Origin of the sequence: Brevundimonas sp. MF30-B, assembly GCF_004683885.1 — a bacterium.
Lineage (GTDB): Bacteria > Pseudomonadota > Alphaproteobacteria > Caulobacterales > Caulobacteraceae > Brevundimonas.
In genome coordinates this window covers 1,542,603-1,556,975 of sequence record NZ_CP038440.1, presented here as the reverse complement: position 1 = coordinate 1,556,975, position 14,373 = coordinate 1,542,603, and the positions used below count along the sequence as shown (strand labels likewise).

The window sequence follows — 14,373 nt, the reverse complement described above, 5'->3', positions numbered from 1 at the left end:
CACCTTTGGGATCTCATCGCAGGATCCAAAAACCACCTCGACTCCCGACAAAAGGTCACCCATTCCGTTTGGTAAAATGATGAGGGTACGGCGGACGGACGCTGCGCATGGCGAAGGCGAGGCTCAAGGTCTTTTCCTGGTCGGACGGCTTCCACGCCTTCAGCGTGGCCGCGTCGTCGCGCGCCAAGGCCCTGCGAGCATGGGGCATGCACCGCGACATCTTCAAGGACGGCCTGGCGAAAGAGATCCATGACGGGCCGGACTACGACGCGGCGATGGCCGACCCGGGCGAGGTGATCCAACGGGGTGAGGCGATCGACAAGAGCCGGCTGGGAAGGCGGCCGGCTCCCCAAAAGGCGGCCGGCTCCCCAAAAGGCGGCCGCGCCCCCAGCAGCCGAAAAGAGGCGGAAGGCGCTACAGGCGGAAGCCGACAGGCTGGACCAGGAGTGGGCGGCGGCCCAAGCCGCCCTAGACGAGCGCGAAGCCGATCTGGCCAAAGAGCGTGATCAAGCGGCTGGCGCTCATCGCCAGGCCCGCAACGCCCTGATGAAGAAGATGCGGGCTCTGCGCTGAACGCCGCAACCCGGCGCTCTCAGGGCGGCCTGTCCGCCGTCCGACGTATGGCGACTGAGGCTCCGCGCTGAACGCCATGCAGCGTGCTGGCCGGCGGGCTGGGCCGGAAGGCCCGGCACGCGGCGAATTCGCCTCTGACGGATTGGATGATTAAGGCTGCCGCTGGATCGGCCGATCAGCCTCAGCGTCCCAGATTCCGAGGACGCAGGACGGCGCCCCGAATCAGCGCCAAAAACGAATCAATGACGCCTGTGATCTCAAATCGCCGCCGGCAACGCATCGTGATCAGGCGTGAATAGCGCTGAACCGCCGAAGCAGCCCCAAATCTGTGCCCCAACTCGGAAAGAAGCTCATGACGAACATGAGCTTAGGGGCCTAGCAGGCTGAATTATTGGTCGGGGCGGCAGGATTCGAACCTGCGACCCTCTGCTCCCAAAGCAGATGCGCTACCAGGCTGCGCTACACCCCGAACCGAGGAGCGGCTTATTGGCATGGCGCCGGGCCGCCCGCAATGCGTCAGCGGTCAGGGACGAAAGAAGGGGTGGGTGACAACGTCGCCAGGCTTGGCGCCGATCTCGTCCGCGCGGCCGGCCCTCACCTCCAGCACCCCGTTGGCCGCGCCATAGGACGGGATGGGTGTGTCAGACATGGGGGTGGCATGCTTGGCGATGGAAACGATGCGTCCGCGCGGATCTATGTAGATGATGTCCAGAGGGCTGGGCGTGTTGCGCATCCAGAAGCTCTGCTCCGAAGCCTGCGGGAACTGGAACAGCATCCCACGGTCGTCCGGCAAAGGATCGCGGAACATCAGCCCGCGCTGGCGCAACTCTTCTGTGTCGGCGATCTCGACCATGAAGTCGTGCTTGCCGGTGGCGGTGGTCACGCTGAGGGGCTCAAGCGCTCTCCCCGCGGCATCGACCGGCGTTGAGGACTGCGCGCAGGCCGCCGACACGCTGAGCGTCAGCCCCAGGACGCCGATCATGACGCGACGTGTGATACTCATCTATTACGCCCTCATATGGGGCGGAGGTTCACCCGCCCGGTCTGATTTCCGCCACCACCAGTCCCTTCGGACCTTCGGCAAACCGCACTTGAACGGCGTCTCCCGGGACCAGGTCGTCCAGGCCCGAGCGCCGCAACGTCTCGATGTGGACGAAGATATCGCCGCCCGAGCCGTCCCGCACTACGAATCCGTAGCCTTTGGTTCGATTGAACCACTTGACGACCGCGGACTCCAGCGGGCTTGCGGAAGCGGCAGGGTCGGTCAGCGGGGAGGATGCGGTGCGCACGTCCGCGCTCCGCCGGTCGCCGGCCCCGTCGACGCGGTCCAGATCGATGACCTCGGCGACTTGCCAGCCCTTGGGCCGTCGCACCCCTGTGAACTGAATCGACGCGCCTTCGTCCGCCCTGTCGCGCCCGAGGCCGCGCAGGCTGCTGATGTGAAGAAGAACGTCCTTGTTATCGGTCTGCGCCGGATCGTCGGGAACGACGAACCCGTACCCCTTGCCGATATCGAACCACTTGACCTTGCCCGTCAGGCGCACTGCGCCTTCGGCTCCCTCGATTTCTGACAAAGCGCCACCCCCGCCTGCAACGAAAAACGCAGACGGTTAATCCCTTAACACGGTTCCGCGAACGACGGGAAAGCGAAAAACGACGGTTACAAGGCGCGCAATGCAATCAGGAGACGCCGTCCGGCCCGTCCAGCAGCAATCTGACCTTGCGGGCCAGGTCCGCGCGCCGATACGGTTTGCCGATCAGGTCGAAGCCTCCGCGATCCTCGACGTCGTCGAGCGCACGATCCGCCCATCCGGTGGTCAACAGAACCTTCGCATGCGGACGCCGCCGCCGAACTTCATGCGCCAGCGTCACCCCGTTCATGCCGCCCGGCATGACGATGTCGGTGAACAGCAGATCGAAGGATCGACCCGCATCGATCATGGCCAGGGCGTCGCGAGCCGTTCCGGCGCTGACGACCTCATAGCCGAAATCGTTCAGAATCGATCGCCCCATCTCCATGACGTCCAGGTTGTCCTCGACCATCAGGATGGTCTCGTCGCCGCCCTTCACCTCCCGCATCGGCGCGCGCTCGGGATAGGCCGCATCCCCCGACACGGCCGGAAAGAGGAGAGACACCGTCGTGCCGACGCCCGGCGTCGATTCCAGATGAAGCTGGCCCTGGCTCTGACGCATGAAGCCATACACCATGGCCAACCCCATGCCGGTGCCCCGCCCAACCTCCTTGGTGGTGAAAAAGGGCTCCGTGACACGCTGCAACACGTCGGGCGTCATGCCTTCGCCGTCGTCGCTGACTGACATGACGACATAGTCGCCGGCCGCCGCCCCGCTGGGGTGTCCCTCGTCCGTGAGGGTCAGGTTGCGCGTCGCCACGACGACGGATCCGCCCGTCTCGGGCAAGGCGTCGCGCGCGTTGATCAAAATGTTGAGCAGAGCCGTTTCAGCTTGCACGGCGTCGATGCGGGCCAGCCGCAGATCCTGATCCAGGTCCAGTCTTATGGAGACATGGCTGCCCAGGGTGCGGCCTGCCATGGCGCGGGTGGCCTCAGCCAGCGCGTTCAGATTGGTCGGCCGTCCGTCCAGCCGCTGTTTGCGCGCAAACGCCAGAAGTTGACTGGTCAGGGTCTCGGCGCGTCGCGCCCCCTCAAGAGCCCGCTCCAATCGACGCCTTATGGTCTCGTCCTCGGATTTCTCCAGCGCGCTTTCGACATTGCCCATGATGACGGTGAGCATGTTGTTGAAGTCGTGGGCGATGCCGCCCGTCAGCTGACCGACGGCCTCCATCTTCTGCGCCTGGCGCAGGGCGTCCTCGGCGTCCCGGCGACGCGTCACGTCCAGCTGCGAGGCGAAGAAATAGACCAGCCGCCCATCGGGCGCGAACACCGGACTGACGAACAGGGCGTTCCAGAACGCCGAGCCGTCGCGCTTGTAGTTCAGGATTTCAACCGCGATGTCGGTGCGGTCCTCGATCGCCTGACGCACTTGGCTGACCGTGTCGCGATCCGTGCCGGCCCCCTGCAGGAAGCGACAGTTGCGCCCCAGGATTTCGGCGTGAGAATAGCCGCTCATCTCAACGAACGCCGCATTGGCGAAGACGATCGGATTGTCCGGCAGATTGGGGTCGGTGACGATCATCGGCATGCGCGTCATCTCGACGGCCGCAAAGAAGATGTCGTCGGTCCCGCCAAAGCCTTCGGCAGTCACCATGGGATGGTGCGGATGGCCGACCGGCGGCTTTTCGGGAGAGTTTTTCATCTGGCGTCCTGGGCGGCCGGTTTTCACCGGTTAAGCCAAATCCGCGAGCGCTGCAAAGGCTCCAAGGACGCACAGGATGTCGGGCGAAAATCTCCCGCGTGGCAGTCCCTAGGGGAATCGAACCCCTCTTTTCAGGTTGAAAACCTGACGTCCTAACCGATAGACGAAGGGACCGCTGCGCGGGAGAGCCGGCGATATAGCGGGCGATTCCGGCGGTTGCAAGCGCCGGCTCCACGAAAATCGACGCTCTTTCTATCAGCCCATGCGCGGGTCGGCCGCGTCCTCGATCTCGAACTGGACACCCCGGCGGCCGTTCCAGTCGTCGGCCTTGAGACGACCTGCGACGCTCAGCCCGCCCTGCCCCGACAGCAGCGCCTTGCCGCCCGGCAGATCGGCGCAGCGCCACCAGATCGCCTTGACCGACGCGCCGTCGGGTCCGACCAGACGGCACCGCACATGGCCGCCGTTCATCGCCACGGGCTCGCGCGCCTGGACCCCCTCCAAGGCAAACAGGGGCTCGGGGTTGGCGGGGCCGAAGGGGGCCAACTGCTCGAAGGATTCGAACAGATCGCGGGTCGCGCCGCGCGGGTCGATCAGGGCGTCGATCTCGACCCAGTCCTGGGCCACGGCCGCGCCGCGCTCGTCGGCCAGGCGGTCGTTCAGGAAATCGCGCAGCGGATCGACGCCGCCGCGCGCGACCGTCAGACCCGCCGCCATGGCGTGGCCTCCCCCGGCCAGCAGCAGGCCCGCCTCCCAGGCCCCCTGCACCGCGCGGCCCAGGTTCATGCCCGGCTGCGACCGGCCCGAGCCCTTGCCGACCCCGGTGACTGGATCGACGCCGATCACCACCACCGGCATTCTGAACCGCTCGCGCAGTCGGCCGGCGACGATGCCCACTACGCCGGGGTGCCAGTCGTCGCCTTCGACAACCACCACCGCGCTGTCGTCAGCATGGGCGCCCGAGGCCTCGACGCGGCGCAGGGCCTGGTCTGTGACGGCCGCCTCGACCTCGCGCCGGGTGCGGTTCAGCGCGTCCAGCTCCAGCGCGATGGCGCGGGCCTCGCCCGGATCGTCGGTGGACAGCAGCCGCGCGCCCAGGTCGGCGCGGCCGATTCGCCCGCCGGCGTTGATGCGCGGCCCCAGGATGAAGCCGGCGTGATTGGACTTGGCGACGCCCTGCTCGGCCCCGGCGGCGGCCAGCAAGGCCGCCAGACCCGGATTGGCCCAGTCCGACATGACCTTCAGACCCATGCCCGTCAGCGCCCGGTTGAAGCCGGTCAGGCCGGTGACGTCGCAGATCGCGCCCATGGCCGCGAGGTCTAGCCAGCGGCGGATGTCGGGCTCGGGCCGGTCCGGCCCGAACAGGCCTCTGCGCCGCGCCTCGCGGTTCAGCGCGGCCAGCAGCACGAACACCACCCCCGCCGCCGCCAGATTGCCCTGGCCCGAGTTGCAGCCCGGCCGGTTGGGATTGACCACGGCGCGGGCGCGCGGCGGCTGGGCGCGCATCATGTGATGGTCGATCACCACGACCTCGAGCCCGATCTTAGCGGCGTGCTCCAGCGCCTCATTGGCCGCCGCGCCGCAGTCCACGGTGACGACCAGCTCGGCGCCCTGGGCCTTCAGGGTGTCGAAGGCGCGCGGGCTGGGGCCATAGCCCTCGGTCAGGCGGTCCGGCACATAGATCGGCAACTCCGCGCCGAACGCGCGAAACCAGCGCACCAGCAGCGCCGCGCTGGAGGCGCCGTCCACGTCGTAGTCGGCGAAGACGTGGACCTTGGCGCCGCGCTCCGCCGCCTCGACGATCGCCTCGGCCGCGGCGTCCATGTCGGTGAAGCACGACGGGTCGGGAAACAGGGCCTTGAAGGTCGGACGCAGGAAATGCTCGCCCTGATCGGCCCGCACGCCGCGCGAGGCCAGCGCGCGCGCCAGCGGTTCGTCCAGGCCCAGCGCCTGCATATGGGCGCGGGTGACCGTGCTCTCGGCCGGGCGCAGCCGCCAGGCCCGGCCTGACAGGGACCGTTCGACGCCTAGGAAGGCGGCGGACTCCGCGCGCAGAGGTCCGCCGTCCGCCATTAGGCCGGCCGCGTGGTGTGGATGCGCCGCACGGTGCGGGTGAAGGAGTCCATCACCAGAGTGTGCGTCGTCACCTGGCCGTTGGCGAAGCGCACGCCGTCCAGCATGGCGCCCTTGGTCACGCCCGTGGCGGCGAAGACGGCGTCCTTGGACACCAGGTCGTGCAGATCATATTTGCGGTCGAAGTCGGTGACGCCGGTGCGCGAGGCGCGCGCCCGCTCGTCGTCGTTGCGGAACAGGAGCCGGCCCTGGAAGTGGCCGCCGACGCATTTCAGCGCGGCTGCCGCCAGCACGCCCTCGGGCGCGCCGCCCGAACCCAGATAAAGGTCGATCCCGGTCTCCGGCTCGGCCGTGTGGATCACCCCAGCCACGTCGCCGTCGGTGATCAACATGACCTTGGCCCCGACTTCACGCAGGGCCGCGATCAGTTCGGCGTGGCGCGGGCGGTCCATGACGCAGACGGTGATCTCGCGCGGGTCGACGCCCTTGGCCGAGGCCAGCGAGCGGACGTTCTCCTGCGGGCTCATGTCCAGATCGACAGTGCCGGCGGCGTAGCCGGGGCCGATCGCTATCTTGTCCATATAGGTGTCGGGCGCGTGCAGCATGCCGCCACCGGGCGACATGGCCAGCACGGTCAGGGCGTTGGCCATGGCCTTGGCCGTCAGCGTCGTGCCTTCCAGCGGGTCCAGCGCGATGTCGATGGCCGGGCCTTTGCCGGTGCCGACCTTCTCGCCGATGTACAGCATGGGCGCTTCGTCGCGCTCGCCCTCGCCGATGACGATCTTGCCGTCGATGTCGAGGTTGTTCAGCGCGGTGCGCATGGCGTCCACCGCCAGCTGGTCGGCGTGCTTCTCGTCGCCGCGCCCGATCTGGGCGTGAGAGGCGATGGCGGCCAGCTCGGTCACCTGCGCCGCGTCGGCGGCCAAGGTCGTAGCGTAGGGGGCGGTCGTGTCGGCCATGGAGTCTCCTGGGGTCATGATCCCCGGATTCTCATGTCCGGGCGACGGTGTCGTGAAAGCGCGTTCAACGACGATCGGGATGCCGGTCGATGGGCGGCGGCGCGGCGGCGCGGGCGCGCTGGCGGCGCGCGAACTCATCGATGTCCGACAGGGTGCGGATCGAATCAGGCGACACCGGCACGGCTTCGACGCGCGCGCGGGTCTCGGCCTCAAAGGCCGCCGGGTCTTCCAGAATCTGCGGATTGGCCGCGATCTCGGCGGCCAGGGCCCCTTGAGTGGCGCGCAGCGTATTTACGCGCGTGGCGACCTCGACCGGCGCCGGCAGGCCGGTCGGCGCGGCGGGGAAGTTCTCCCAGCGGGGATATTCGCGGTTGGCGTCCACCAGCTGCTGCACGCGCGGCGCCAGCGGCGAGGCTGCATCGGTCGCCGGATCAAAGCCCAGGGCGCAGCCGCTCAGGCTAAAGCCCAGAGCCGCCAGCGCGCCCGTCGCGAGCGGCGCCTTCAACTTTCTGATGGAAAACGCGTTCATTTCAGGATCGGTCATATGCCATGATCCCCCTGGGCGAAAGGCGCACCCCGCGCGCCCGCGACCGATTTCGACGGAGGACACCCCATGGCCAAGCGCCCCGCCGACACCGCCGACAAGCCCGCGCGCAAGGCCGGCCGCCCTACCTCGCCCAAGCCGCCACGCCCGCGCGCCGCGGCCAAGGCGAAGAAGCAGGCCGAGGCCCAGGCTCAGCCTCAGACCCAGATCGCCCCTGAACCGTCCACTGCGTCGGGCGCCGAGGCGCCCCCGCCTTCCCCCGCCGGCGCCGATCATCGCCAGTTGATCGAGACCCTGTCGCTGAACCTGGCCAAGGCGGCCATGACCGCCCAATCCGCGATCGCCGAGGCGGCGCTCAGCCAGGCCGACCGGCCCGCGGCCCTCTCGCCCGACCCTTTCAATGTCGCGCCTGCGATGACCTCGGTCATGACCAGTCTGGCGGCGAGGCCCGAAAAGCTGTTCCAGGCCCAGGCCGATCTGTTTGGCCGCTATATGGACTTGTGGGCCTCGACCGCTCGTCAGGCGGCGGGCGAGCCGCCGACGCCTGCGCCCGCCGACAAGCGGTTCAAGGATCCGGCCTGGTCCGAGAACCCGATGTTCGACGTCATGCGCCGCTCCTATCTGGTGACGTCGGACTGGATGAACGGACTGGTGTCCTCGGTCGAAGACGTCGATCCCAGGGTCAAGCGCCGGGCCGAGTTCTTCACCAAGCTGCTGACCGACGCCTTCTCGCCCGCCAACTTCCTGGCCTCCAACCCTGCGGCGCTGAAGGCCCTGGCTGAAACCAGCGGCGAAAGCCTGGTCCAGGGCATGCAGAACTTCGCCGCCGATCTGGAGCGCGGACAGGGCAAGCTGAAGATCAGCCAGGCCGACTACGGCCGCTTCACCGTCGGCGAGAACGTGGCCACCGCGCCCGGTCAGGTCGTCTGGCGCGACGAGCTGTTCGAGCTGATCCAGTACGACGCCGCGACCGACAAGCAGCGCGCCATCCCGCTGCTGATCTTCCCGCCGTGGATCAACAAATTCTACATCATGGACCTGCAGCCGGCGAACTCGCTGATCCGCTGGCTGTCGGCCCAGGGCTTCACCGTCTTCGTTTGTTCGTGGGTCAATCCGGACAAGGACAAGGCCGAGTTCGGCTTCCCGGAATATCTGGAGAAGGGCATCTACCGCTGCGTCGACAAGGCGCTGGAGCAGTCGGGCGCCAAGCAGTTGAATGCGGTCGGCTACTGCATCGGCGGCACCCTGCTGGGCGCGGCCCTGGCCCATATGGCGGCGCGCGAGGACGAGCGCATCGGCGCGGCCACCTTCTTCGCCGCCCAGCACGACTTCGCCGAAGCCGGCGATCTGCTGCTGTTCACCGACGAGCACTGGCTGGAGCAGATCGAGCAGCAGATGGACGCCGCCGGCGGGGTCCTGCCGGGCGCGGCCATGGCCGAGACCTTCAACGCGCTCAGGGCCAACGACCTGATCTGGTCGTTCTTCGTCAGCAACTATCTGATGGGCAAGGCGCCGCCGGCGTTCGATCTGCTGTTCTGGAACGCCGACCAGACCCGCATGCCCAAGGCGCTGCACATGGACTATCTGCGCTCCATGTACGGCAAGAACGCCCTGACCCAGGGCCTGTTCGAAATCGGGGGCGAGCGCATCGACCTGACCAAGGTCACCATCCCGCTCTACTTCCAGGCCAGCCGCGAGGACCACATCGCGCCGATGAACTCGGTCTATCGCTCGGCCCGCGCCTTCACCAATGCGGCCGTGACCCTGACCCTGGCGGGATCGGGCCATATCGCCGGGGTCATCAATCCGCCCTCCGCAAACAAGTATCAGCACTGGATCAACGACGCCCTGCCAGAAACGCTTGAGGAGTGGCGCGCCGGCGCGGCCGAGCATCCCGGCAGTTGGTGGAACCACTGGGGCGAATGGCTGCATTCACGCTCGGGCGACTGGATCGCGGCGCGCGATCCGTCCAAGGGTCCGATGAAGCCCATCGAGCCCGCGCCGGGCAGCTATGTGAAAGTGAAGTCTTGAACCGCGTCGAACCGAACCTCCTGCTGGCGCTGGCCACCGCCTTTCCCTTCACCCTCGTGCTCATGACGGCGTCGATCTACGGGCCGGAGGGGCTGTGGCTGCGCTATGTCGTCATCTCGGCCGTGGTCATCCTGGCCTTCCTGCCGCTGAACGCCGTCCTGTCCAAGCGCATGGGCCTTCAACGGCCGCCGATGATCCATCTGGGATCGCCCTCGACCCTGGTGTGGGCGGGGCTGTTCCCGCTCATGACCATGATCATGTCGCTGGTTCCGCTGTTCTTCCCCGATCGCGATCTCGGCCTGCTGATCATCATCGCCGCCATCTGGTTCGCCCTGACGATCGAGTCGGCCATCAAGGCCCGTCGCCGCTGACGGCCTTCTATCCGGGCTCCCGGGGCGTTAAGGAGCGGCCATGACCACGCCGCCTTTCGCCCCCGCGCCCTTCCCGCTCGCCCGCCCGCGCCGCCTGCGGTCCAGCCCCTGGGTGCGCCGCCTGACCGCCGAGACCCTGCTGACCCCGGCCGATCTGGTCTGGCCGTTGATCGTGCATGACGGCCGCTGACGACCGACAGGCCGTCGCCTCCATGCCCGGCGTCTTCCGCCTGTCGCCCAAGGAAGCCGCCAAGGCGGCGGTCGAGGCGCGCGACCTGGGCATTCCGATGGTCGCCCTGTTCCCCAACGTCGACGGCGCGATCAAGGACGCGGTCGGGACCGGCGCGACCGACCCCGACGGCCTGATCCCGGACTGCATCAAGGCGATCAAGGACGCCGCGCCCCGAGATCGGCGTCATGACCGACGTGGCGCTGGACTGCTACACCGACCACGGCCACGACGGCATCGTCGAGGATGGCCGCGTGATCAATGACGCCTCGCTGGATCGGCTGGCCGAACAGGCCTTCATCCACGCCCATGCCGGCGCGGACGTGGTGGCCCCGTCCGACATGATGGACGGCCGCGTCCAGGCCATCCGCGAGGCGCTGGAGGCCAACGGCTTCCAGGACACGCTGATCCTGTCCTACGCCGCCAAATACGCCTCGGCCTTCTACGGCCCGTATCGCGACGCGGTGGGCTCGGCCAAGATGCTGGCAGGCGACAAGAAGACCTATCAGATGGACTACGCCAACTCCGACGAGGCCCTGCGCGAGGTCGCCATGGACATCGCAGAGGGCGCCGACGCGGTGATGGTAAAGCCGGGCCTTCCTTATCTCGACATCGTCCGGCGCGTGTCCGAGACTTTCCGCGTGCCGACGTTCGCCTATCAGGTGTCCGGCGAGTACGCGATGATGAAGGCCTCCATCGCCCAGGGCTGGCTCGACGAGGACCGCGCGGTCCTTGAGACGCTGTCGGCTTTCAAGCGTGCGGGCTGCGCCGGGGTGCTGACCTATTTCGCGGCCGACGCGGCCCGTCTTCTGACACGCTAGCGTTCGGTCGGGGCCCGATCCTGACGCCGGCGCGCACGCATTCTTAACCGCGATTGTGAACTCTGGCGCCATGGCCGCTTTCCGCAGCTCCGCGCTCGATGGGGATCCGCTCTGGTGGGAACAGCTGGCGGCCGGATTCGTCGTGGTCATGCTGACCGGCGCCGTTCTGGGGCCAATCTTCGCGCCGGACCAGGGCGAGGCGCCGATCCTGCGGTTGGTGTGGCCGCCCATCTATCTGATCACCCTGGCGCTGGTGCTGGTGCGCTTTCGGGATATGTGCCGAGCCTGGCCGGCGTGGATCGCGGTTCTGCTGCTGGTCGGGCTGGCCTTCAGTTCGAAATACTGGTCGATCTTCGCCGAGGTGACCCAGCGGCGCACCCATCGCCATGGCCATGACCAGCGTCTTCGCCGTCTATCTGGGCGCCGCCTTTCGAGGCATCGCCCTGCCCCGCCTGCTGATGCATGCGGGACTGCTGATGGGGATCGGCAGTCTGGTGATGATCTTCGCCATGCCGTCGATCGGCGTGCACAGCGACGTCAACGCGGGGCTATGGCGCGGGCTCTGGTACGAGAAAAACCAGATGGGCCTGGTCATGGTGATCGCCGCCGTCTCCGCCGCCGCCAGCCTGGCGGCTGGCGATCCGCGCCGGCTGATCCCGTTCGCCACCCTGGGCCTGTCGACACTGCTGATCCTGGGCACCCAGTCCAAGACCTCGCTGCTGTGCCTGGTGCTGGGTGTGGGCCTGGTCGGCGGATTGTGGGTGCTCAAACGTGGAGGGCCCGCGCTGACGGTCGTGGCCGTGTGGCTGGGCGTGGTGGCGGTCGCCTTCGGCGCCTGGCTGTGGTTCGACCGAATCCGGCGAGATCCTGGAGGCCTTGGGCAAGGACCCTTCGCTGACCGGCCGCACCGACATCTGGGCCAGTCTGATGCGCCGCGTCGCCGAGCGGCCGCTGACGGGCTACGGTTACGCCGCTTTCTGGGGGCCGCACAGCGAGCCGGCCGCCTTCGTGCGTCAGGAAACGCAGTGGATCGTGCCGTCGGCCCACAACGGCTGGATCGATCTTCTGGTCCAGGTCGGCTGGCCGGGAGCCTTCCTGGTCGGCGCCATCCTGGCCATCGCCGCCCTCTGCCTGATCGTGCGCCTGCCGCATCAGGGCGCGGCGTGAGGGCTGGTGGAGCCTGTCCTATCTGACGGTCTTCATTCTGCTGAGCCTGTCGGAAAGCGTGATCCTGACCCACCAGCACCTGCCCTGGGCGCTGGTTCTGGCGATCGTGGCGCGGGCGACAATGCGCGAACCCACAGCGGCGCGCGCTCCCGCCGCCGCGCTTGCCCCGCGTCCGCGCGCGGCCTACGTCACCGGCTCCCGAATCGGCCGCACAATCGAGACCATGGCTCACTCCGCCGCTCCTTCCCTGTTCGATGACATTCCCGAGCCGAAAGGCCCGGAGCCTGACGCTGCCGCCGAAGCTCGCGCCGGCCCCTGTCGCTGCTCCCGTTGCCCGCGCCGGCCGCACCCAAGGCGGAGCTGACGGCGCACCCCAGTCCCGCGACGGCCCAGGCCACCGGATACTCCGCCTCGTCGATCGAGGTGCTGGAGGGGCTGGAGCCTGTCCGCAAACGCCCCGGCATGTACATCGGCGGCACCGACGAGCGGGCCCTGCATCACCTGTTCGCCGAGGTGCTGGACAACGCCATGGACGAGGCGGTCGCCCGCCACGCCAAGCTGATCACGGTCGATCTGGACGCGGACGGCTTCCTGTCGGTGCGCGACGACGGCCGCGGCATCCCCGTCGATCCGCACCCGAAGCATCCGGGAAAGTCGGCGCTGGAGGTCGTGATGACCGTCCTGCACTCGGGCGGCAAGTTCTCGGGCAAGGCCTATGAGACCTCCGGCGGCCTGCACGGCGTCGGCGTCTCGGTCGTCAACGCCCTGTCGGACCAGTTGGACGTCACCGTGTGGCGCGACGGCTTCGAATGGAAGCAGTCCTTCAGCCGCGGGCACGTGCTGGGCCCCATCCAGCAGGTGGGGCCCTCCAAGAAGAAGGGGACGCTGATCCGCTTCCACCCGGACGCGGAGATCTTCGGCGTTGGGGCCGCCTTCAAGCCCGCGCGCCTGTACCGCATGGCGCGCTCCAAGGCCTATCTGTTCCGGGGCGTGGAAATCCGCTGGACCTGCGCCGAGGAGCGGATCACCGACGCCACGCCCGCGACCGCCACCTTCCACTTCCCCAACGGCCTGGCCGACGCCCTGGTCGAGCGCATTGGCGAGATGGAGACGGTCACCCCGACCTTCGCCGGACGGGTCGAGCGCAAGGGCGAGGCGGGCGCGGTCGAATGGGCCGTGACCTGGTCGCCGATCGGGTTCGGCGACAGCGACAGCTTCGTCTCCTCCTACTGCAACACCGTGCCGACGCCCGACGGCGGCACCCACGAGGCCGGCTTCCGCGCCGCCCTGGTCAAAGGCCTCAAGGCCTATGGCGAACTGATCAACGAGAAGCGCGCCGGCCTGATCACGGCCGAGGACGTCATCGCCAATGCCGGCGCCCTGATCTCGGTCTTCATCCGCAATCCCGAGTTCCAGGGGCAGACCAAGGACCGCCTGTCGTCGCCGGAAGGTCAACGCCTGACCGAACAGCTGATGCGCGATCCCTTCGATCACTGGCTGACCGAAAGCCCGAAACAGGCCAACGCCCTGCTCGGCTTCGTCATCGACCGGGCCGAGGACCGTCTGCGCCGTCGCAAGGACAAGGAGGTCCAGCGCGCCGCCGCCACCCGCAAGCTGCGCCTGCCCGGCAAGCTGTCGGACTGCTCGCGGCAATCGGCCGAAGGCACCGAACTGTTCATCGTCGAGGGCGATTCGGCCGGCGGCTCGGCCAAACAGGCGCGTGATCGGACGACCCAGGCCATCCTGCCCCTGCGCGGCAAGATCCTGAACGTCGCCTCGGCCACGGCCGACAAGCTGCGCGCCAATGTCGAGTTGTCGGACCTGGCCCTGGCCCTGGGCGTGCAGCCCGGCAGCCGGTTCAACATCGAGGACCTGCGCTATGAGCGCATTGTCATCATGACCGACGCCGACGTGGACGGCGCCCACATCGCGGCGCTGCTCATCACCTTCTTCTACCGGTCCATGCCCGAGACCATCCGCCAGGGCCGCCTGTTCATGGCCCTGCCCCCGCTCTATCGCCTCTCGGCCGGCCCGCTGTCGGAGTATGCCCGCGACGACGCCCACCGCGACGAGCTTCTGGCCACCGTCTTCAAGGGCAAGAAGGTCGAGATCGGGCGCTTCAAGGGCCTGGGCGAGATGATGGCCTCCCAGCTCAAGGAGACCACCATGGATCCGAAGAAGCGCACCCTCGCCCGCGTCTCGGTGCCCGAGAGCGAGGACGAGATCGAGGACCTGGTCGAGCGCCTGATGGGCCGCAAGGCCGAGGCCCGCTACCAGTTCATCCAGGACAACGCCCGCTTCGCGGTGGCGGATCTCGACGTTTGAGAACCGG

The 14,373-nt window shown here is 68.0% G+C and carries 10 protein-coding genes, 2 tRNA genes and 1 pseudogene; 5 read left to right on the top strand and 8 right to left on the bottom strand.

From position 1 onward, the window contains the following. Positions 1-965: 965 nt before the first annotated feature. The 8 genes from E4M01_RS07815 to E4M01_RS07780 form a co-directional block, all read right to left on the bottom strand. A tRNA-Pro gene (locus E4M01_RS07815) sits at positions 966-1,042 on the bottom strand. 54 nt (positions 1,043-1,096) lie between these two features. Continuing rightward, the gene (locus E4M01_RS07810; RefSeq protein ID WP_135061243.1) at positions 1,097-1,576 is read right to left on the bottom strand and encodes a DUF192 domain-containing protein; all 480 of its coding nucleotides are present in this window, start codon (positions 1,574-1,576) and stop codon (positions 1,097-1,099) included. A 28-nt stretch (positions 1,577-1,604) separates the two neighbouring features. After that, on the bottom strand, positions 1,605-2,117 hold the full coding sequence (locus tag E4M01_RS07805; RefSeq protein ID WP_305764563.1) for a cold-shock protein: 513 nt from the start codon (positions 2,115-2,117) through the stop codon (positions 1,605-1,607). Between the two features lie 136 nt (positions 2,118-2,253). Then, complete coding sequence (locus tag E4M01_RS07800) at positions 2,254-3,846, bottom strand: histidine kinase famiy protein (RefSeq protein WP_135061245.1); 1,593 nt, start codon at positions 3,844-3,846, stop codon at positions 2,254-2,256. Positions 3,847-3,945: 99 nt separating this feature from the next. Beyond that, positions 3,946-4,020 (bottom strand) — tRNA-Glu (locus E4M01_RS07795). 81 nt (positions 4,021-4,101) lie between these two features. Beyond that, entirely contained in the window at positions 4,102-5,919 is a 1,818-nt protein-coding gene (recJ, locus tag E4M01_RS07790) for a single-stranded-DNA-specific exonuclease RecJ (protein WP_135061247.1), read from the bottom strand. Next, entirely contained in the window at positions 5,919-6,878 is a 960-nt protein-coding gene (gene glpX / locus E4M01_RS07785; protein WP_135061249.1) for a class II fructose-bisphosphatase, read from the bottom strand. Before glpX ends, recJ begins: the two co-directional genes overlap by 1 nt. Positions 6,879-6,942: 64 nt before the next feature. Next, positions 6,943-7,422, bottom strand: a complete 480-nt coding sequence (locus E4M01_RS07780) for a hypothetical protein (protein WP_245158131.1) — start codon at positions 7,420-7,422, stop codon at positions 6,943-6,945. A 69-nt stretch (positions 7,423-7,491) separates the two neighbouring features. On the opposite strand from E4M01_RS07780, the gene phaC reads away from it, so the two are divergent. From phaC to parE, 5 genes and pseudogenes are all read left to right on the top strand, one after another. Further along, positions 7,492-9,453: a class I poly(R)-hydroxyalkanoic acid synthase gene (gene phaC / locus E4M01_RS07775; protein ID WP_135061251.1), complete on the top strand. Its 1,962-nt coding sequence runs from the start codon at positions 7,492-7,494 to the stop codon at positions 9,451-9,453. Beyond that, complete coding sequence (locus E4M01_RS07770; RefSeq protein WP_135061253.1) at positions 9,450-9,824, top strand: hypothetical protein; 375 nt, start codon at positions 9,450-9,452, stop codon at positions 9,822-9,824. The genes phaC and E4M01_RS07770 overlap by 4 nt, the downstream gene beginning before the upstream one ends. A 40-nt stretch (positions 9,825-9,864) precedes the next feature. Beyond that, positions 9,865-10,874: pseudogene (hemB, locus tag E4M01_RS07765) on the top strand (porphobilinogen synthase). 927 nt (positions 10,875-11,801) lie between these two features. Continuing rightward, positions 11,802-12,041, top strand: coding sequence for an O-antigen ligase (locus E4M01_RS14520; protein WP_245161291.1), 240 nt, complete (start codon positions 11,802-11,804; stop codon positions 12,039-12,041). Positions 12,042-12,362: 321 nt separating this feature from the next. Then, the gene (gene parE / locus E4M01_RS07755; RefSeq protein ID WP_135280320.1) at positions 12,363-14,366 is read left to right on the top strand and encodes a DNA topoisomerase IV subunit B; all 2,004 of its coding nucleotides are present in this window, start codon (positions 12,363-12,365) and stop codon (positions 14,364-14,366) included. The last annotated feature ends 7 nt before the right edge of the window (positions 14,367-14,373 follow it).